Raw genomic sequence first — 18,696 nt, 5'->3', positions numbered from 1 at the left:
TGTCACTTCTTTTGGGCCTTCTCTGCAGGCAAGGGAATGTCGAGAGTTGAAAGGATCGTATTGCGGAAGCCTTGCGCGGATGGCACTGGCACCAAAAAGACCTCAATTTCAATATGCTCTAGGCTCCTGGCTTTGAGCTTGGCCCCGACATTCTTAGCCCAATTCGCAAGGCTTTCGTTGATCGCGGACTCCACTCTTGCCAATTCATGCGGAAGTGTGGGGTAGTCATCCAGGCTGAACCCTATGACGCACGCTCCGCGCGCTTCCACCTTCACCGAAGCTGCGTTGGATTGATCAAAGAACTGTAGTAGCCGAAGCTTCACAGCGTCGTCGGCGGCATCCAAAAAGTGCGTGATCAGGAACAGGTCTCGGCGTATGACATCCCAATCCATTCGGAGGTATGGTTCGAGACTGTCGAAGCACGATGTCAGTGCGGCTCCGATTTTGTCGTACATCTTGGCTTCACCCCAGTAGAGCGCGAGGTTTCCATTTTCAACGAGCGCAGCGTGGACCGCGTCCGCACCGTGGACGTGCACGTTCTCACTCGTTTTCAAGGACATCTTTGTCATGATTTGAGGGACACGGAGAATATTTTCGAGAAGAGCAAAGAGTAGAAGTTCGGAACCTTCGCCTGTCAGGGGCTGGGCTTTGGCAAAGGTCTGTTTGGCCCGGCGGTACAGAAGATTATTAGCAGGTATTCTCTGATTTTCCGGAAGTTCGTTCATCTCCTTGATGTCCGAGCGCGGCATACAGAAGAAGACAATCTGGTCAGCGAGGACCTCAGCCAGTTGTGAAACCCGAACGTTCCCCGAAGCGTCGCTCATAACGTAGTGAGTCCGTATTGTGGTTTTTGTGTCTGGGAGCAGCGTTGGCGTGCCATGGTGCAGCGTGGATGCGAACAGGTCCGGGTTGTCCCGAGCCATGTGAGTTAAGGCGCGTGCGAGGTCTTCGTCGGAGAGCGTGCCCGTCATCCGAGCTCAACCGTCCATCCGCTAGAATTCTCGGATTTTCGCAGTCCAAGTGGAGCATCCGCCATGCAAGAACCGTGCATCATTGTCGTCAATTCCCCTCAACCCCAACTGCAGGGTAGTCCACGCGGCGACTGCTAAAGCAACGCTCTTAGCGAATGATACTTGTAATTGATGTCCAATTTTGGTCGCCCATTGTCCTGAGAAGCTCCAAGCATAGGCTTAGAACAGATTCGGACTCAGGCCGAACTTGATGGAACCTGGTTCAGGCCATTGCGGAGACACCACCGCACTGCCAGGCACCCTCCCACATCTTTGACACACCTCAGTCTCACAAACGATCGATTACTGAGACGGTGGTGCGGCTTGCCGGGGCGCGTGAGGACCACCGAGGATTTCGGGGTTCGACACACCCTTCCACAGTCTCAGAATGCCGTCCAACAACAGATAGTCTCAGAATTGCAATTTGATCGGGATAAAGAGAATGGTGGGTCGGACGTGGCTGTTATTGGTTACGCGAGGGTGTCGACCGCGGAACAGAACCTTGATCTGCAGCTCACTGCGCTCAAGTCCGCAGGCGCAGCTCGGACCTTCGCTGACAATGGGGTCAGCGGATCCACGGTCGAACGCCCTCAGTTGTCCAAAGCCTTGGACCGGCTGGAGACCGGCGACGTACTGACCGTCTGGAAGCTCGACCGTTTGGGTCGCAACACCCGTCACGTCCTGGACATCATCGAGAACATTCGGGAGAGGGGGGCCGGCTTCCGATCCCTCACCGAAGGACTCGACACAACCGGACCCATGGGCACCGCCATGCTGACGATCATGGCGGCATTTGCGCAGCTGGAGCGCGACACGATGATCGAACGCACCAGGGCCGGCCTTGCCGCGGCCGCGGCCAACAACCGCCAAGGGGGAAGGCCCCGGAAAATAGACGACGCTGCCGCTGCCCGGGCCAAGGAACTTAAAGGCAAAGGGATCAGCGCCTCCGACATCGGCAAGATGCTTGGAGTCTCCCGCGCCACTGTCTACCGATACCTTCTCTAGGCCGCAAGGAGAACATGGTCTACCACTTACCAAGGCCGAGAAATAGAGTGCAATCCTTCGGCAGAACTGGCGGGCCATTGATCGCACGCCCCCGATGGTGAATCGCTGTACACACCCACCCCAGGCCCTCTGATAGAGCAACGAGCCGCGCCTGGGCTAGGTAGGTATCACGAGCCCACAGGCAAGCAGGGGGGTAGTGGCCCCTCTGCCGGTGCAACTACCGCCTCTGCCCAGGCTCAATGAGGTCTAGTGGACTTCACTGCGCCAGATCTCAACGATGTTGGGACGCATCCGTTCCGTGAATTGTTTCCGTTTGCCTGCGTTGATTTYCGATGCGAAGACCTTGAGCTGCACGGCTGCATCCCCACGCCAATTGCGCATAAGCGCCCCGGCCAGAAGATCCTCCGGATCAAAAAGATGACCTGCTTTTCGCAGTTTGGTGAGTCCTTCCAGTACTGTCGAGCGATCCCGGCTGTCGGTCAAGCCTGTCGAGGAATTGATGAGATCAGTGAAAGTATCCAGGGCAGCGGCTACAACGGGATCATTGATGATTGGTTCCTTGACCCTGATGGCGGGGCCGCCGAGGTGCACTGGATTAAAGGCCGTGACCCAAGGCTGGCAGCCAACCATGCCTTCCGTTCCAACGCTCTGCAGGTAGTGCTCTGGGCCGGCAATCTCGAACGCGGCCACGGCTGCGGAGGATCTTTTGGTCTCTACCTCCCACAAATGCTGTGGAAGGGGGCGGTACAGCAGGACTGGCCCGGATGGCAGGGCACCAAGTTTCCCTCGGAAGTCCGAGTAAACCTTGGCGCCCGACGCGATGAAGTCCCTGAGGAGGGGTTCGTCTTCGAGGTCATCTTTACGGCCAGTCTGAATCCCTACGGAACTGGCGTCACCGCTCGCGTGGTCCAGGCACCATGCGATGGTGGCCATCAAGTCCTTATCGCGGTCCTCGTGGAGGTGGTCATACGCAAGCGCGACGTAGGCCCTAGGGACCCTGGACTGGTCGGTTTCGAACATCATGCACCTACACTTTCATGTGCCCCCGACATTGCTTGTGGTGAACCGCAGGGCGGGACGGCCTGAGTGGTTGCCGGCGGACTGTTCCAGTTCCAAGGAAGTGGGACACCCTGCCTAGCTCTACGGGATGTGACATCAATCGGGGGAGCCAGCGTAAATTGGATCGGTGGCGGCTTACGCTGCACCTTTACCAGACCATCAAATGGGGGCAGAGTGGCAAAGTTGTGGCAACCCGCCAGCGAGGCAGATATCGTGGAGGGCATCCGAAGCGGAGCGTTGTCTGAGTCGCATTACGTTGAAGTCAAGGAACAGGCACGAAACGAACAAATTGCCCAGACACTGGCGAGTTTCGCCATCGACGGGGGAATGTTCATCATCGGGATCGCGGAGGTGAAGGAGGGTAGCGTCTCCAAGCGGCTCGTTCCCAAGCCTCTCGCCGTCGAGGGAATGATTGAACGCATAGACGGCATCTCACGGAATGCCATCGAGCCGCCACTGCCGGTAACGACCCGAGTGATCCAGCTAGGTGATGGCACAGGTTTCGTAGTGGTCACGGTCCCGCCGTCACCGCTCGCCCCGCACATGACAGGAAGCAAATACTACGGGCGAGGAGACGCATCGAAACACGCGTTATCAGACGCCGAAGTACTAAGGCATCATCAGCGCCGCCAAGAACAGGCTAACATCGGCATAAGACTTCTGGACACCGCCGAGTCGAGTGACCCTCTGCTTCCCAGCGAACGTAACCACGGGCATATATATCTCATCGCCGAACCGTTGATGCCAGTCAATGCGAACCTCGTGGAACAGTTCCTGGACGACAAGGACGCTCTTCGCAACTTCTTGGTTTCGGGCCAGAACAAATGCAGGCCGAACCTGGCCGATGTCTACCCCACGCCTCAGTACTCCACAAGAATCAAGCATCGGGAACTCGGCGTCTCGATGATGAACAGCGACGCCGACGAGGCCACGCAAGTGCCGCGTCCTGCCGGTTTCAGCGAGAGGTCAATTCTCGACGTCGAACTGAAGGAGTCCGGAGGGATCCGCCTTCTGATAGGACGCGGCACCGACCAGGGGAGAACGGAAGAGAAGTTCATCCTTGACGGGCTAGCGGTGGCATATGCCCAGCGGTTGACCTTCTGGACAAACGTTCTCAGTGAACGTTACGGATACCGCTCCCTGTGGACTCTTGGCCTACGTATCAATGATGTGAAGGGGCTCCGCTCTCACATGACGGCGATAGACGACTGGGGGAGTTTTGAGCGTCCTCAGACTATGCACAGTGATGTTTACTCGCGCACGATTACGGTCAGTACCGACGCGCTGGAAAGATCACCCGAGGGCGTAGTGGAATCCTTGGTCGGGCGACTCTTGAAGATGCTTGGAACCACCCAGCAACACCTAGGCAAAGTTCGCTAAGGACGCGGCCGCCGCGTTTTTGTCGTGGTGATGGTCGCCGCCCCTGGCTGAGGTGATCGCCGGCAGTGACTCCAGCGCTAGCCGCCGGCAAGGTGCCAAGGCCGGTAGAACCCGTGAGCCAACCAGGGCCAGGCCTACTCGTCTGTATTCGGTGTCAGCGCTGCTCAGGAATATCGCCAAGGGCAGTGACCTTGATGGGTTTCCCCTCTGTGCCTCTGGACCTGATCCGAAGCTCGAAATTGTGGGTGATGCTTTTCAGTACCTCGTAGGGGTCCGCGTCGTGCAGCAGTAGGTCCGTCACGGGGATATACCCATGCTTGGTGAGCAGGTAATCGAAGACGTTGCCTTCCCCCTCGGGAATGGTTTCCTTATCGATGGCCACTACGTGCAGATCGTGGTCACCTTCGCCGCCGCCGATGTCCAGGCCCACAACTAGCCACTTGTCTGGGTCGATGCCGGCTACTGTGAATCCGTTAGTGCCGGTGATCTTTTTATCGAGCTGAGCGGTTCCTTTGAAGTCCGGGTAGCTGACTTCCGCTTCACGCCACACATACGGTTCCAATTTGCCTCCCGGCCTCGCCCCAATGCGGTTGATTCCGCCTAAGGCCAGATTACTGGGCCGGGCTGACAGTAGCAGCGGACGCCGCTGCACGAGCTGGCTTGGTGTTCCACTTCTAAGGAACTGGGACGCTGCTTTCACCAAATCCGACGCTTCCCGTCTTTGTGCAGCGCCGTGTCATTGTTCTTGGACGCCTGCCGAGGAGAAGGTGTCAGAGCATCGGTTGTGTTTCCTCGACAATCCACTCCGACCACTCCAGGAGATCTGCCGCGGTGGCTGTGTGGAGTGTCGTGGGCTCAACTGAGCAGGCGTATCCGGCTCCAGGCGGCAGCGATGCGCGGAGTTTGCCAGCCAGGCGTTTCGTTGCAGCCTGGATTGTGTTCATGTTGAAATCGCCTGCGTCGTTGTCCCATAGTCCCGTGACCCTTGCCGTGGCCTCGGAAATCATCGGGATATAAACCACGCGCTTGTCGTTGCCGCCCAGGTACCAGGACCGTGCAGCACCAATCAACCTAACTTCCGGGTCCTGCGTTTTCCCAGCTGCATACTGCTTGGCAAGTTTGCGGATAAGGGTAGCCGCCTTGGGCAGCACGTCCCTTTCCAGGTTGTCAGGGTGCGGAACCCTGGCGTAGCGCGAACCCACCCAGCGTCCGAAGTTTCCGCGTTGGGGTGAGGAAAGCGGATGAAGAACCTTAACGCTCGGGTGAAGCAATGCCGTTTTATCGACACTTGTCAGGAACCTGAGGTCGGCTATGGGGAACTTACCGTCCACGCGAGGGAGCTTGTTTCCGTCCGGAAGAGGGAAGAACCGGGGTGACCCGGGTCCGGAGGCCAGGGTCTGCCACTCCTCGGCCGGAACGTACTTGACCGGACAGACGACCAAGCAAGGCTCAGTGCGCGGATCGCGGACGATGTCGCAGTCTTGCGTTATGACCACGTACCAGCCCACATCACTCTCGATACTCAGGGACCAGACTTCCTCGCCGGGTTCACGCTCGGCGAGCCCTTCATGTTCCGCCGTGGAATGCCACGCGGCACTCGCGCCAACCCCTACGATATTCACTGCCCCCAGGGAGATCACATCCCCTTGTGAAATAGTCCTCAGACGAGTCATAACGTTCGCCAAATTGAGTGACGCCTGCTGGGCGGCTGTCTCGTTCAATATCTTCTCTTCCGTTTGGAGGCTGGTTCCGTTAACAAGCCTCAATCATCGGCTGGCCGCGACCAGCACTCTGCGTGCATGACCCAATACCTCGTCGAACACAGAGTCTGTGTTGCGGCCGTCCGTTCCTTCGTCTGATGCAATGTCCTCCCGCTCAACTGTCCGAGTGGCCCTCAGGTCCTCCCGGAGTCGAGACTGGGGGCTGACGCGCACCTCTGGTCCGGCGACAAGCTTCCTGCCCTGCGGTGCTGCGGATGGAGCCAGGCGCGTAGGGGCTGGTGACAGTGTTGAGGCAAGCGCATCACGTACTTCTTCGATGTCGTAGCGTCGATGCCCCTTGGGTGTCATTTCGAAGGGGATGATTCCCTCCCTGGCGTAGCGGCCTATCGAGTCCACGGAGATACCCAGAGCTGTTGCGACTTCCTTTGGAAAGTGTGTACGTGAAACTGAAGCACTCATAAGGAATCCTTTAGATGTTTGCTCATTTTAGATTTTGTCGTTTTTAGATTTTGTCGATTTTAGGATTTTTAATTTTTAGTTGATTTATGTTTTTGAGTGTCTTAGCTCTCTGCAAACGGCGAGCTTTGCAGGTTTCGCAGGTCCTGCACGGTTTGTGGGCTTTGCAGGGTTTGCAGGGTTCAATCATCCTTCAGCCTTGACTTGGTGTCAAGATGGATGGTCAGTTGAGTGTCCAGTCAGACAGTCACTTCCTTCCGGACTAAGGTCGACTCCCCGCGTTTCGCGTAGACCTTCAGTTCCACTGGACAGGCCCGTCACAGCACCAGTTCAGTTGAGAGGGCGTCCCACCTCTAAGGAAATGGGACACGTTTGTCCGATTATCCGTTGAGCCTTTCCATCGGCGGTCCGCCACAGGACGAGTCACGGACCGGCGACGATGTAGGCATGAGTTCACAAATGCCGATAGCTATACGAGCCACCGCATATTGGAAAACGCGTCGTTGGTTGAGGAGTCGGTATCTCAGCATTCGGTATGACGCGCGGTTCGCGGACGGGCGTGAGGAGCACGACGTCAATTTGGACGCCGTGCTTCAGGGATCCCGCTACCCCGCGGACTACTGGTCCACGAAAAACGGCGCCAAGGGTCCGAATGCCGGCCCAGGTCTGATCGGTGATGGGTTGGCCGTTCACTCTTCTTCGGTTGTTTCGTCGGCGTCGCTGATGTTTTCCAGGAGCCACTGGGTGGAGAGCGGTTCCCGGCGGAGCGTGGCGGTCCGGAGGGAGGAACGGGTGCCGGAGCGGACCTGAACCTGCCAGTATTCGATGCTGACCAGGTCGCCGCTGCCTACGGCTGCTGTGCGGCGCGTGTCCCACCATGCATCTCTTCCGAACCAGTGCCGGGATTCCGTGTCGGGATCGACCAACCAGATCTGTCCGTCGTGGCGGATGGCCAGGGGTTTACCTGCCGCGTCGAGTCGGACCAGTGTGTCCTGGATCTGGGCGGGGGCTTCGGGTGCAAGGGTCATCGGGGTGTTCTTCCGTGGTGCTGTCGTGCAGGTGTGATTGTCAGGCCGCTTTGACGAGGGGGAGTTCGTCCCAGTGAGTGGTGTACCGGGGGGAGAGCATGTCCCGTTTCATGGTCCAATCCGGCCCGCCGCGGATGCCGCCGTGGCCCAGGCCGATGGAGCCGCGCCCGTACCGGCGGGTGATGTCTTCCAGGAGGGATCCGATGTGGCGTTCCTCGTGCTGGTTTTCGAACAGGGCCAGGGGTGCCTGGTTGCCGGTGGGGCGGAGGTCGGTGACCATGATGCCGGCCCTGGCGTACCGGATGCCCTCGCAGATGCGGGGCAGGAGCGCGTGGGCGGCTTTGGTGAGCAGTACCGGGTCGGCGGTGGGCATCGGCAGGGCAATGCTGACGGAGGGGTAAGAGGTGTCTTTCGGGTTGAAGTGGGAGGTGCCGGCGAACGCGGTGAGGACCTTGGCCTGCAGACCGTGTTTGGCCAGCCGCGCCGAGGCCTGCTGGCCGTAGACGCTCATGACCTGTCGGATCCCGGCGGCAGTGGTGATGGGGGTGGCGAACGAGCGGGAGAAGATCAGCTGGTCCCGGCCGATTCGTTCTTCCTCCATCGGGATGCAGGGGGTGCCCTGCAGTTCCAGGACGGTGCGCATCATGACCACGGAGAAGCGGTCCCGGATCATGACAGGATCGGCCCGGGACAGGTCAAGGATCGAATGGATGCCCAGGGCGTTGAGTCGTTTGGTCAGCCGGGTGGCGACGCCCCAGATCTCGATGACGGACAGGCGCCGCATCAGGGTCTCCCTGTCTGTGGCGGGTACGGAGTCCCAGTGGCAGACCCCGCCGAAGGCCGGGTTGTTTTTGGCCCACTTGTTCGCCAGCTTCGAGATCGTTTTCGTCGGTCCGATTCCGACGCAGACCGGCACCCCGACGTTTCGCCGCACGGTGGCTTTCATGTCCCGGCCGAGGGCCAGGAGTTCTTCGGGGGTGCCCTTGACGCCGAGGAAGGCCTCGTCAATGCTGTAGACCTCCAGCCAGGCCGAGTACCGGCCCAGGAGCTCCATCACCCGGGCGCTGATGTCGCCGTAGAGCTCGTAGTTACTCGACAGGGCAACGAGTCCCCATTCCTTGGCGCGGGGGGCGAGTTTGAACCACGGCTCACCCATGGGGATGCCGAGGGCTTTGGCTTCCGGGGAGCGGGTGACGGCGCAGCCGTCGTTGTTGGAGAGCACGATGACGGGCCGGCCCTCCAGGGCGGGGTTGAAGGCCCGTTCGGCCGAGGCGTAGAAGCAGTTCACGTCGACGTGCGCGATCTGCGGCATGTGCCGCATCACCGCCGGCTTAGACACGGCCGGCCCTACAGCCGGTGGAGGCATCGGGTCGCCACGCCCCACACCACCAGATCGGATAAGGACGGTACCCGGATATCCGGGTACGCGGGGTTTTCTGCCTGCAGCACGACCCCGGCACTAGTGATGCGCAGCCGTTTGATGGTCAGTTCACCGTCCAGGACCGCGACGACCACGGATCCGTCCACCGGTTCCAGGGCACGGTTGACGATCAGTTCATCACCATCGCTGATCCCTGCCCCGGTCATGGAGCCCCCGGACACCCGCACCACATAAGTGGACGTGACGTCCTTGATCAGGTGCTCATTCAGGTCGATCCGCCCGTCGAAGTAGTCCTGCGCGGGCGAGGGATACCCGGCCGCGACAGCGACCGGTGAGATCAGCACCGACAACAACGACGCCCCCGCCTTTATCACGCGGGGACCAATAACAACGCCCACAACACACCTTTTATTCGAATATATCTTCGAATAATCATAGCTCCCGGGACCGACAGTAAACATACTTTGCCCAAATGCCCGGCGGAATCCCCAGAGCTCGCACATTTCGCTCCACGCTCTGCAAGAAACTTTGGCGTGAACCGCAGGGCGTGAGGCGACCTAGGAGCTCTTCCCACAAGCGGCCCAGCGGACAGTTAGGAGCATGAGCACGTGCGTCCGACATCCCCCAAATGAGTGTCCGCCGCACGTGCTCATGAGGGCGCCGTGGTGCTGGCTTCAGATCGCTGCAGTGGCTGAACGGTTCAAAGGCTTGCCAGCGCTCCTGCCTTGTCGGCCAGGGCCTGGATCCTCGGGGCCAGATCCTTGATAGCGGCAGCGTTGTCGGCCTCAGCTTGCTGCTGGGCAGAGAGGGCTATCCGGTCCAGTTCGGCCCGGACACCCGTGGTTTGGGAGCATTCATAGAGCGCTGAGGCAAGCACTGATTCCTCCGCTGTGGGGATGTAGGGGTTGGCTGGTGTTCCAGGGATGATCTCCACGCCTTTGGTTCCTGTAGGGGTGGGCCGTTCCTCGTCGGGCCTTTTCAGCCCGCCGAGCGTGATGCCGAGGTCCATTCCCCAGGTTCCGCCGCCGGTGGTGACCGGATGTCCTTGATCGGAAAGGCATTGGGCGAGCTTTGCGGACCAGCCCGGCATTGATGTTGAAACAGCGTTCATGGGTGCCGCGAGGAGTCGGGAATGCAGCTGGTGATACTGGAGTACTGTTGCCTCTGCGTCGTCGCCTAGGGCCTGCCAAGCCTGTTCGTTGCATGTGTCGCTGATTGCTTCGTAGGCGGGGTCGTGGGACATGAGTTTGGCAGGGCTGGCTGGCACGGGGTGACCGAAGCCCTTGGTTGCGGCGTCTTCAGCCGACGCGAAGAAGACGTCCTCAGCGGACACATCGTTCTGGTCCTGCACCGTGCTGAGCTTATTTGGGATGAGGTTTGCAACATCGGGGAATCCGTTGTCGGCGATACAGCGGAGCCTCGTTACTGTCTGGGTGTGCTGGATGCGCTCAAGCCGGTCTGCAATGGACGTGCTGAGGGTGGCGCCCGCGGCAATGGAGTCCAAAGCGACGCCCCCTTCAGCTGCAGTGACCTTGACTCCGGAAAGTTGGGTGGACGATGCGCATCCGGCTAGCAGCAGGCCGCAGACCGCAGCTCCTGCCACTAGCCCTCGGCGTACGAACCTTGTTGTCTTTGGTGCGTTGAGTCGTTCCATGATGTCCCCCTTGGTTATGGATGGTTTCCGCCCCGCGGTGCGCGCCGGAAACCGGAATGGATTTTGGGTGCAGAGATTAGCGGTACGACGACTCGTGCCCCGTCATACCTGTTGTTGATTGGCCTGATCAGGCCTGTTGGAGTACGGGCGCGACGGTGCGCCGATGGTGCCAGCGCAGCCATAGGGCGGCGATAGGTGACGCTACAAGGACAGCGATGGTGAGCGTCTGGAGATCCTGGGCGGAAAGGACGCGTGGCAGGAAAAGCTGAGCCATCAATGGAAGTGCAAGTATCGAGAGCGCCACCGCCCAGTGCCGGCGGATTGCGGGGGCCGCCAGAGCGGCTGTACCCAGGATGAGGGCCAGTCCAACGGAGTAACTGATGGAATGGGAGTCGACCGCAACGACGCTGCGCGCGTTGTAGAAGAAGATGGCCCGGCCAGGGAGTTGGAACACCGTAACGGCCAGCAGTCCTGCCGTGAGCAGCGGAGTGCCCCATCGGACCAGCCGCAGCTGGTGGACAGTCCGGGTTGCGTTGCCGGCAAGAGCCAGTACAGCGGCAAGCACCATGACCACGGACACGACAGGTGGCGGAGCCATAACCCCACCGATCCAGCTGGACAAAGGCAGAAGTACTGACATCAGGACAGCGAGGATCAGAAGTTGCCGGCGGGCAGCACTGCGCTGCAGTACCGTGGCTAAAAACACCGCGATCCACACAATATAGGTAGCTGCCGAGAGGGTCACGAATGGTCCCAGCTCCACCAGCCGCTCGGAGAATCCCGCCCCGGTGGGGCGCCAGCGCAGGCTGCCGGCCCGGACCCAGGGTCCCCATTCGCCCAACAGCAGCATCAAGATTGCCATCGAGGTGCCCAGCATCGTGGCGAGTGTCGAGACACGGTCGCGGCCCCGGGGGGCTACCTTTCCAACAATCAGCAGGAACCGTGCCGCAGTGCCGCTGACGAGAATGTTCGCCAGATCGGGGACGGTAGCCCTGCTGCGCTGCGCTGCCGCGGCCACATCCAGGAACACCCCGATGAGTTCCTCCCCGGACTCTGCACGCCACTGCCTGGGATATGAAGCCCGGACAGCTCTGCGGTAAGTGGCCTCCATCCGCGCTTCGGGGCTCATGCGGTCATCCCGGCGGCGCGCGCTCTCAGATTCGCCAGTGCGTGCCTGGCGTTGGCCTCCAGCCGGGCAGCCTCCGCTCCCAGGCGCTGCGCTCCCTCGTCCGTCATTTCGTAGTAACGCCGTAACCGGCCATCAACGATCTGCTCACCGGCCGGGACGACCAGCCCTTCTTCCTTGAGCCGGTCAAGAACGGCATACAGGGTTCCCGGCTTCATTTTCACCCGGCCCTGCGAGAGGGACTCCGTCTCGGCCAGCAGGGCGTAGCCGTGCATCGGGCCACCGGCCAAGGCCGAGAGGACCAAGAACGTCGGTTCGCGCATCTCCTGCTTAGTCATTCAAGGAGAATATTCATTTAAAGTGACTATGTAAACCCTGAAACAGATTCATTTGGGTGTTTCCGAGCTATTCGTTCAATAGCTACTCCGCAAACTACCGAGAACCCGGGCGCCAGCGCGGGGCTTCGGCGGACGGCTTGAACGCCAGTGGGGACAGCCTGAGCTGTGCGGAGGGGGCTCCACCTGTCCACAATGGGCACAACCCGGAGGGCTCCCGCTGCTGGCCCGGATTGGTGCCGGTACGCGGCGGGCGCCTGTCCGGGGTTATGAGGAAGCCTCCGCGCGAATCCCAAGGGACTCAAGCGCGGAGGCGCCCGGTTCTCCAAGCTGGGGGGACTGGAGAACCAGGCCCAGTCTATGCCCGCGCTCCCTCACGGATTGCGGCGAAGCGGGGTCTTTCCGGTCACAGTCGTGGACGCCGGCCCCGGGTCCTGCCGGCCTGCCAACCGGGAACGGTCTCGTCCAAGGCCTTGGCCTTCACCGGGTCCAGTTCACCGCGGCGCCGTTTGTACCGCTGCGTGTGGATCCAGACCCCGAGGGTATGTTCCCGCTCTGAGTCGTAGCCGTGGTGCCGCGGCCAGTCGTGGCCTTCGGCACGGAATTCCACGAGGTCGGCCAAACGGCCCTGCCACCGGGCCTCGTCCGTTGCTTCCCTGCGGTTCCCGGCCCACCCCGGCACCCGGGCCAGGCCCTGGCGGTAGGTAGGGTCCAGGGTGCCCTGGGCCGCTTCGCGCCGGCGTGCGGAGAGCCAGCGCGCCATCGACCTTTCGCCCCGGTCGCCGGCCCGGTCCTCGGGGAGCCGGCCTTCAGCCAGGACCCAGGTGATGACCTCCGTCATGCGGGCAAGGTCCGCGGGGGAGGGGTGAGGGACGGGGGCGGCGTCGGCGGCGGCCCGGTGTTCGGCTTCGAGTCCCGGGTCCTGGCGGCGGGCGATCACCAGGTGGTAGCCGACGGCCGCCGGTTCGGCGCGCACGAGCTCAGCGATGCGTTTCCGGCTCAGTCCGAGCCGGTACATCAGCACCCATTCAGCGTCCGGGGCACGCCGCAACCGCCTGTCCATAATGGACCCCATCCTGCCACGGCCCTGCGCACGAGACGGGCGGAACCCCCGGCCCAAAGGCGCTGCATGTGGAGAGTCCGCTGCTGCGGCCCGGCGGCCCGGTCAGGTGTGGCAGTGGCAGGGCTTCGCCGTGCCTAGACTGTTGCTTTTTCCACCCGTCGGAGCCTGCCTTGCCGGGTGGCTCCGGTGGTGGGTTAGGTCAGGTCGGGGATGTCAGTCCGTGCCGTTGAGGTCGAAGTCCAGGTCGAGGTCCAGTGGCGAGTTCAGCCGTCTCCAGGTGGAGGTGACCGGGGCGGTGGTCAGCGCCCGGGCGACCGGCATCCGGTCTGCGGCCACGAGCTGGTCCAGGTTTAGGCCAGTCAGGGCGGCAATGTCTCGGATGGGGACCTGGAAGGTGCGGAACGGGCCGAGCGGGGGAGCCTCGTCGATGGCGCCGGGCCGCGGGACGTCGGGCAGGTTCGCGAGCTCGGGTGTCTGGTCCACGATGTAGCCGGTGGCGGCGAGGTCCCCGTGGTGGAGGAATAGTGCGACCTTGAAGTACCGCAGCGGGATGTTGACACCGCGGTAGACGGGGTCGGTGTCACTGAAGATCGGGCCGGTGAACACGACGAGCCGGCGGCCGTTGTCGGCTGCGTTGCGCTGCAGGTAGGACTCCAGGCCGAGCCAGAGGTCCAGGCCCTGGTTGAACTTTGCCGCCTGGGGCGCGGCGTTTGTGTAGTGGAAGGTGTCCTCGTTGGCCCGGGCTGCCTCTTCCCGGGTTTCGCCCCAGACGGCTGAGGCCCGGCGGACCAGGTGGCCGCGGTCGATGTCGTTGCGGGCGTAAACCCTCTCCCCGGTCTGGTGGTTTTCGCCGAGCCGGGGATCGAGCCGCCACTGGATGCCGGATCGGTCCAGGTTTATCAGCTTCGCCCCGTCGATGCCCAGGGCCGTCACCGCGGCCAGGCGTTTGTCCGGGCGCATGAGTACGGAGAAATGGGTGTAGGGCAGAAGGACTGTCTCGACCCCTGCCAGGGTCGGAACAGGCACCGGCACACCGAGGAACCCGGCGTCGAAACCGGACCGGCCCGACAGATCGCGTGCAGCAGCGGAATCCGCCCCGACCAACAGTTCATCCATGCCCGGACCCTAACAGCTGCCGGGGACAACGAAGTGAATGAACCACCCGCCCAAAGGTCCAGGCCCCGAAATTGGAACCCTCGGCCCGGCCCGCGGGCACCGCAGGTCCACACACAGTGCATTCGGGCGTCCGCTGGCGCGGCCGGCTGTTGGGTCCAGCGCTGTCCGTCGCAGGGCTCCGGCCCGCCCCGGCCCGTGTTTCACGTCTTCGACGCTTTTTGGTTGCTGTCCTCCGGATTCTAGGCGTCCGCTCCACCCCGTCTAGCCCCTCCTTCGTCGGGGCCCGCGGTGCAGGAAATGTCCCTCCGGCGCTCCTGCGTCGCTGATTTCCTCCAGGAATTTCCCGCACCTTGCCCTGCGGGTAGACAGGGCTCCGTCGGCCGCCGAGCAAGCGAGCTTGCCAGCAACCAAAAAACAACGGGGGGAGAGGGGACGCTGGCCGGTCACCTAAGCCGCCCCACCCACCGAAATCCTTGGGCAAAAAGGAGCAACACCATGAACGCAATCACCACCAAGACGGTGACCACGCAGGACACCGGCGAAACCATCGACGGAGTGACCGTGCTGGGCGACTACCACCTCAACGGCGGCTACGACTGGATGGAACTCATCGGCGAACACGGCTGGGCCGTCATCCCCAGCTGGGGCGCAGACGGCTGGGACCTGGGCAACTGGCCCTACGTCATGGTCGCCGCGACCCGCACCGCGGACAACATCGGGAACCTGTTCGGCGTCGCCACCTATTGCGAGGGTGACGTGACCTGCACGTACTACCGGACGAAAGCCCGCCAGTGGGACGCGATCAGCGAGCAGGCATTCTTCCACTGGAAGAACGGCCAGGCCCACGGCCCTGACGACCTGCCCGAAGCCGCCGCGGAACTCCCGTCCCGCTACCGGATGCCCTACATGTCCAACGTCGCCTAAGACCCAGCCGTACCCTGCCGGGCGGGAAACCGCCCGGCAGGACCCCAATCCTCAGGAGCCAAGAACCATGACCACGAGAAACAGCATCCCCGAAAACCCGGCCCAGACCGTGGTGTTCCTCGAAACCCTGGCCACCATCGTGCAGAAATCCCCCGTGGCCTACAGCCCCGACGCAGCGGCGGACCTTGCCGCCCACATCAGGGGCATGGCCGAAGCCGTGACCACGGACGCCCGCGTGGACCCCGCGCTCCTGGTCACCACCCGGCAGCACGCCGCGCTGGACTGGCACAACGAACTCGTTGCCGTCCTCTTCGCCGCCGACCACCGCCCCGAACTGCACTAACCGCGGCGCAACGGGCCGGGGCCAAGGAAAGGGGCCCGGCCCGCCCCCGGAGGTCGGGCGGTCCGCCGCCTTTGGTCGGGTAGCGTCGCTGGTCACCGGCGGCGGACCGCCATCGGCGGGACGTTCGTGCAGGAGCCGGCCAGGATGCCCGACTCACCCCGACCTCGGGGCCGGCCAAGCAGGGGAGCGGTCCAACCCGAAGAGGAAGAGCATGCTCGCAGGGCTCGCTCCCATCGGGCGTCCGCTGGCGCGGCCGGCTGTTGGGTCCAGGGCTTCCGTCGCAGAGCTCCGGGATCCCTGGCCCTTTCCCACGTCTTCGACGTTTTTTGGCTGCTGTCCTTCGGATCGTACGTGCCCGCTCCACCCCGTCTAGCCCCTCCTTCGTCGGGGCCTGCGGTGCAGGAGATGTCCCTGCGGCGCTCCTTCGTCGCTTATTTCCTTCGGGAATTTCCTGCCCCTTGCCCTGCGGGTAGACAGGCCTCCGTCGGACACAGCTCCGCAAGCTCCGCCAGCAGCCAAAAAACAACGGGGGGAGAGGGGACGCTGGCCGGTCACCATGGCCGCCCCACCCACCGAAATCCTTGGGCAAAAAGGAGCAACACCATGAACGAGAAGCTGAACATCACCGGACCCGCCGACCTGCTGGCGGCAGTCCCGCACCTGCTGGGCACCACGCCCGCCGAATCCTTCGTCATCATCACCGCGCAGGGCGGTACGCTCGGCGTCACTCTGCGGGTAGACGCCCCCGAGCACGCAGAACCGGGCGGATACGCCCAGACCCTGACCAGCTACGCGGCCCGCGACGAGGAAGCCACCGCGTCCTACATCGTCGTCTACACCGACGAACACCCGGACGGCTACCCCTACGCCGCCCACGTCGCCGCCCTGGTCAACGAACTCGCAGCGGCCCGGATGCCGGTCCGGAACGTCTGGCTCGTCACCGCCACACAATGGTCCGAGTTCGGAACCGACGAGAACCACCCGCTTGCGGAGATCACCGACAGCCAGGCCAACGCCGCACTGACCTACTTCGGCAGCGCCACCGACGTCGACGCCTACAACCCGTCCCTGCTGGGAACCTGGGCGCAGCACGTCGAAGCCCCCGAGAGCACCGCGGAAGAGACCGACGCCGCGTGTGAAGCGTGGGCGTCTCTGCTCAAAGGGGAAGGGACCCCCGACCAGCAGAGCGCCCGGTACCTTGCCGCCGCGCTGCAGAACACCTTCATCCGGGATTTCATGTTCCGCGAGACCATCACCGCGCACAACGGCAGTTTCGGCGACGTGATGCTCGGAAAGTTCACCGACCGGCCCGACTGGGACCGCATCGACCGGGCCGAAGCAATGGCCTTCGAGCTGATGAAAGCAGTCCCGGCAGGTCAGCGCGCACCCATGATGGCGCTGATGGGCTGGCTTCAATGGCTCAAAGGCAACGGCACACAAGCAGACCGCTACCTCAAGCACGCCCTCAACGACGTTCCCGATTTCCGTCTCGCGGTCCTGCTGCGCGAATTGATCGGCCGCGGCTACGTCGCCGACGTCGCCAAGGATGCCGAAACGTCCTACCGGCGCCGCATCATCTAAGCGGACACAAAGGCCGGGCCGGGTCCCCCAGGCTCCCGGCCCGGCTTTTCCGGTGGCGGGGCGGCCTCCCCCGCTGCGCTCCTCCGGCCGCCCAAACGCTCGCGCGGGCGGAGCCACCTACGGGCCCAGAGGGACCTGCTACAGCTAGCTCAGTGTTGCCGGAGGTCTTTTTGTCTTAGGTCGGTGATAGTGGGGTCTTTTATGTCTGTGGTTGTCGGTACGCTTTAAGAGTGCCAAGTATGGCAGCTGGATTAAATGACTGAAGCCCGCGGGAACGGGCTTCAGAATCCTGATCCAGCCCGGTGAACCGGTCATCTGGACCAAGGGTGTATGCGACTACACACCTCTAGGTTATGTCCTGATGGTGGCTGGCGGCGAGTCCGTCTGCAACGGTTCCTTTCTCGTGCACGAAAGGAGACCGCTTTGGCAAAACGAAAGCATGGGCAGCAGCCGCCGTGGGCGATGCTGGGCTTCGTAGTAAACGTAGCCCGCTTGGTCTTGTTTTTGATCAAGCACCCGCCGCTCTTTTGACCGATTGGGGTGCGGCCGACATCTTGCGCCGGCCGCACCCCAACGGAACACGAACCCAACGAAGCCGCCGGGAGTTTCCGATACGCTGAACCGATGAACACGGCACCGACCAGGGGAGCGCGAGCATGAGCCACGAGTACACCATGACCGAGGACGACGCCCTACCCGCAAAGCCCAGCCTGGCCGAGGACATCATTGAGCTCAGCCTGCTCACGGCCGGCGAACCAACCGGCCCGGTTGACGCCCGCTGGGCCGACGAAGAGCACAACCGGTTCTAACGACCAGGCAGCGAGACGCTGCCCCACAGATTTCCTTTGCCCAAGGGAAAACGAGAAGGCCGGCACCGCAAGGTGCCGGCCTTCTTCATGCCCGGGACCTTTCCTGGGCTTGCCGCCATAAAAGGGCCGCCGCGAGGCTGTTGAGGGTGAAGATGAATAGGTCGCCGGCGATCGGCCGGACGATGAAGAGATCCAGGATCACCAACGCCAGCACGGCGCCGGCAGCGACCGTGAACACCATGGCCAGGGCTCGGTAAACCCGCCGAGAATTCCACCCGGTACCGTGACCCGCACGGCCCCGGGCGCCATTCGGCGGGACCAGGTCATCCATGCACCCACCATACGCATGAAGGGCGTGCTCGCAGGGCTCGCTGCCATCGGGCGTCCGCTGGCGCGGCCGGCTGTTGGGTCCAGGGCTTCCGTCGCAGAGCTCCGGGATCCTTGGCCCTTTCCCACGTCTTCGACGTTTTTTGGCTGCTGTCCTTCGGATCGTACGTGCCCGCTCCACCCCGTCTAGCCCCTCCTTCGTCGGGGCCTGCGGTGCAGGAAATGTCCCTGCGGCGCTCCTGCGTCGCTTATTTCCTTCGGGAATTTCCTGCCCCTTGCCCTGCGGGTAGACAGGCCTCCGTCGGGCACAGCTCCGCAAGCTCCGCCAGCAGCCAAAAAACAACGGGGGGAGAGGGGACGCTGGCCGGTCACTTGAGC

20 protein-coding genes are annotated in these 18,696 nt (G+C 62.4%); 6 read left to right on the top strand and 14 right to left on the bottom strand.

The genetic code is table 11. The features are described from left to right. Nucleotides 1–2: 2 nt before the first annotated feature. Nucleotides 3–971 (bottom strand): HamA C-terminal domain-containing protein, encoded by a 969-nt coding sequence (locus AB4Y67_RS13575; RefSeq protein WP_441406302.1) that lies wholly within the window; start codon nucleotides 969–971, stop codon nucleotides 3–5. A gap of 495 nt (nucleotides 972–1,466) precedes the next feature. On the opposite strand from AB4Y67_RS13575, the gene AB4Y67_RS13570 reads away from it, so the two are divergent. Next, nucleotides 1,467–2,015, top strand: a complete 549-nt coding sequence (locus AB4Y67_RS13570; protein ID WP_441406301.1) for a recombinase family protein — start codon at nucleotides 1,467–1,469, stop codon at nucleotides 2,013–2,015. Between the two features lie 246 nt (nucleotides 2,016–2,261). On the opposite strand, the gene AB4Y67_RS13565 is transcribed toward AB4Y67_RS13570, so the two are convergent. Next, nucleotides 2,262–3,038, bottom strand: a complete 777-nt coding sequence (locus AB4Y67_RS13565) for a hypothetical protein (protein WP_441406300.1) — start codon at nucleotides 3,036–3,038, stop codon at nucleotides 2,262–2,264. A gap of 249 nt (nucleotides 3,039–3,287) precedes the next feature. On the opposite strand from AB4Y67_RS13565, the gene AB4Y67_RS13560 reads away from it, so the two are divergent. After that, nucleotides 3,288–4,454 (top strand): AlbA family DNA-binding domain-containing protein, encoded by a 1,167-nt coding sequence (locus tag AB4Y67_RS13560; protein ID WP_441406299.1) that lies wholly within the window; start codon nucleotides 3,288–3,290, stop codon nucleotides 4,452–4,454. Between the two features lie 154 nt (nucleotides 4,455–4,608). Here AB4Y67_RS13560 and AB4Y67_RS13555 read toward each other — a convergent pair whose 3' ends face one another. From AB4Y67_RS13555 to AB4Y67_RS13505, 11 genes are all read right to left on the bottom strand, one after another. Continuing rightward, the gene (locus tag AB4Y67_RS13555) at nucleotides 4,609–5,016 is read right to left on the bottom strand and encodes a hypothetical protein (protein ID WP_441406298.1); all 408 of its coding nucleotides are present in this window, start codon (nucleotides 5,014–5,016) and stop codon (nucleotides 4,609–4,611) included. A 208-nt stretch (nucleotides 5,017–5,224) separates the two neighbouring features. After that, entirely contained in the window at nucleotides 5,225–6,175 is a 951-nt protein-coding gene (locus tag AB4Y67_RS13550; protein ID WP_441406297.1) for a hypothetical protein, read from the bottom strand. Between the two features lie 45 nt (nucleotides 6,176–6,220). Next, a complete protein-coding gene (locus AB4Y67_RS13545; protein ID WP_441406296.1) occupies nucleotides 6,221–6,634 on the bottom strand; it encodes a MerR family DNA-binding transcriptional regulator in 414 nt (137 codons plus the stop codon). Between the two features lie 686 nt (nucleotides 6,635–7,320). Beyond that, nucleotides 7,321–7,659 carry a hypothetical protein gene (locus AB4Y67_RS13540; RefSeq protein WP_441406295.1) on the bottom strand — a complete coding sequence of 113 codons (339 nt, stop codon included), beginning with the start codon at nucleotides 7,657–7,659 and terminating at the stop codon, nucleotides 7,321–7,323. 40 nt (nucleotides 7,660–7,699) lie between these two features. After that, nucleotides 7,700–8,980, bottom strand: coding sequence for a Y-family DNA polymerase (locus AB4Y67_RS13535; protein ID WP_441406344.1), 1,281 nt, complete (start codon nucleotides 8,978–8,980; stop codon nucleotides 7,700–7,702). Nucleotides 8,981–9,006: 26 nt separating this feature from the next. Continuing rightward, nucleotides 9,007–9,438 (bottom strand): LexA family protein, encoded by a 432-nt coding sequence (locus AB4Y67_RS13530; protein WP_441406294.1) that lies wholly within the window; start codon nucleotides 9,436–9,438, stop codon nucleotides 9,007–9,009. Nucleotides 9,439–9,740: 302 nt separating this feature from the next. Next, nucleotides 9,741–10,544, bottom strand: coding sequence for a hypothetical protein (locus AB4Y67_RS13525; RefSeq protein WP_441406293.1), 804 nt, complete (start codon nucleotides 10,542–10,544; stop codon nucleotides 9,741–9,743). 277 nt (nucleotides 10,545–10,821) lie between these two features. Next, entirely contained in the window at nucleotides 10,822–11,823 is a 1,002-nt protein-coding gene (locus tag AB4Y67_RS13520; RefSeq protein WP_441406292.1) for a hypothetical protein, read from the bottom strand. Then, a complete protein-coding gene (locus AB4Y67_RS13515; RefSeq protein ID WP_441406291.1) occupies nucleotides 11,820–12,158 on the bottom strand; it encodes a PadR family transcriptional regulator in 339 nt (112 codons plus the stop codon). The genes AB4Y67_RS13520 and AB4Y67_RS13515 overlap by 4 nt, the downstream gene beginning before the upstream one ends. Before the next feature lie 403 nt (nucleotides 12,159–12,561). Continuing rightward, nucleotides 12,562–13,218, bottom strand: coding sequence for a helicase associated domain-containing protein (locus AB4Y67_RS13510; RefSeq protein WP_441406290.1), 657 nt, complete (start codon nucleotides 13,216–13,218; stop codon nucleotides 12,562–12,564). A 213-nt stretch (nucleotides 13,219–13,431) separates the two neighbouring features. Then, entirely contained in the window at nucleotides 13,432–14,334 is a 903-nt protein-coding gene (locus AB4Y67_RS13505; RefSeq protein ID WP_441406289.1) for a DNA/RNA non-specific endonuclease, read from the bottom strand. Nucleotides 14,335–14,829: 495 nt separating this feature from the next. On the opposite strand from AB4Y67_RS13505, the gene AB4Y67_RS13500 reads away from it, so the two are divergent. The 4 genes from AB4Y67_RS13500 to AB4Y67_RS13485 all read left to right on the top strand — a co-directional run bounded on the left by AB4Y67_RS13500 (nucleotide 14,830) and on the right by AB4Y67_RS13485 (nucleotide 17,991). Continuing rightward, the gene (locus AB4Y67_RS13500; RefSeq protein WP_441406288.1) at nucleotides 14,830–15,258 is read left to right on the top strand and encodes a hypothetical protein; all 429 of its coding nucleotides are present in this window, start codon (nucleotides 14,830–14,832) and stop codon (nucleotides 15,256–15,258) included. A gap of 67 nt (nucleotides 15,259–15,325) precedes the next feature. Next, on the top strand, nucleotides 15,326–15,601 hold the full coding sequence (locus tag AB4Y67_RS13495; protein WP_441406287.1) for a hypothetical protein: 276 nt from the start codon (nucleotides 15,326–15,328) through the stop codon (nucleotides 15,599–15,601). 603 nt (nucleotides 15,602–16,204) lie between these two features. Further along, on the top strand, nucleotides 16,205–17,182 hold the full coding sequence (locus tag AB4Y67_RS13490; protein ID WP_441406286.1) for a DUF4192 domain-containing protein: 978 nt from the start codon (nucleotides 16,205–16,207) through the stop codon (nucleotides 17,180–17,182). 656 nt (nucleotides 17,183–17,838) lie between these two features. Continuing rightward, on the top strand, nucleotides 17,839–17,991 hold the full coding sequence (locus AB4Y67_RS13485) for a hypothetical protein (protein ID WP_441406285.1): 153 nt from the start codon (nucleotides 17,839–17,841) through the stop codon (nucleotides 17,989–17,991). A gap of 85 nt (nucleotides 17,992–18,076) precedes the next feature. Here AB4Y67_RS13485 and AB4Y67_RS13480 read toward each other — a convergent pair whose 3' ends face one another. After that, the gene (locus AB4Y67_RS13480; RefSeq protein ID WP_441406284.1) at nucleotides 18,077–18,232 is read right to left on the bottom strand and encodes a hypothetical protein; all 156 of its coding nucleotides are present in this window, start codon (nucleotides 18,230–18,232) and stop codon (nucleotides 18,077–18,079) included. Nucleotides 18,233–18,696 lie beyond the last annotated feature (464 nt).

The sequence above is a fragment of the Arthrobacter sp. YAF17 genome (genome assembly GCF_052113365.1).
Taxonomy (GTDB): domain Bacteria; phylum Actinomycetota; class Actinomycetes; order Actinomycetales; family Micrococcaceae; genus Arthrobacter.
This window is presented reverse-complemented; position numbering and strand designations above follow the sequence as displayed.

What these genes read in the sequence shown, in the direction of transcription:
- AB4Y67_RS13505 (WP_441406289.1), bottom strand. Translation starts at nt 14,334, where the DNA reads ATGGATGAACTGTTGGTCGGGGCGGATTCCGCTGCTGCACGCGATCTG.
- AB4Y67_RS13545 (WP_441406296.1), bottom strand. Translation starts at nt 6,634, where the DNA reads ATGAGTGCTTCAGTTTCACGTACACACTTTCCAAAGGAAGTCGCAACA.
- AB4Y67_RS13485 (WP_441406285.1), top strand. Translation starts at nt 17,839, where the DNA reads ATGAGCCACGAGTACACCATGACCGAGGACGACGCCCTACCCGCAAAG.
- AB4Y67_RS13510 (WP_441406290.1), bottom strand. Translation starts at nt 13,218, where the DNA reads ATGGACAGGCGGTTGCGGCGTGCCCCGGACGCTGAATGGGTGCTGATG.
- AB4Y67_RS13495 (WP_441406287.1), top strand. Translation starts at nt 15,326, where the DNA reads ATGACCACGAGAAACAGCATCCCCGAAAACCCGGCCCAGACCGTGGTG.
- AB4Y67_RS13520 (WP_441406292.1), bottom strand. Translation starts at nt 11,823, where the DNA reads ATGAGCCCCGAAGCGCGGATGGAGGCCACTTACCGCAGAGCTGTCCGG.
- AB4Y67_RS13515 (WP_441406291.1), bottom strand. Translation starts at nt 12,158, where the DNA reads ATGACTAAGCAGGAGATGCGCGAACCGACGTTCTTGGTCCTCTCGGCC.
- AB4Y67_RS13500 (WP_441406288.1), top strand. Translation starts at nt 14,830, where the DNA reads ATGAACGCAATCACCACCAAGACGGTGACCACGCAGGACACCGGCGAA.
- AB4Y67_RS13575 (WP_441406302.1), bottom strand. Translation starts at nt 971, where the DNA reads ATGACGGGCACGCTCTCCGACGAAGACCTCGCACGCGCCTTAACTCAC.
- AB4Y67_RS13490 (WP_441406286.1), top strand. Translation starts at nt 16,205, where the DNA reads ATGAACGAGAAGCTGAACATCACCGGACCCGCCGACCTGCTGGCGGCA.
- AB4Y67_RS13480 (WP_441406284.1), bottom strand. Translation starts at nt 18,232, where the DNA reads ATGGTGTTCACGGTCGCTGCCGGCGCCGTGCTGGCGTTGGTGATCCTG.
- AB4Y67_RS13540 (WP_441406295.1), bottom strand. Translation starts at nt 7,659, where the DNA reads ATGACCCTTGCACCCGAAGCCCCCGCCCAGATCCAGGACACACTGGTC.
- AB4Y67_RS13535 (WP_441406344.1), bottom strand. Translation starts at nt 8,980, where the DNA reads ATGCGGCACATGCCGCAGATCGCGCACGTCGACGTGAACTGCTTCTAC.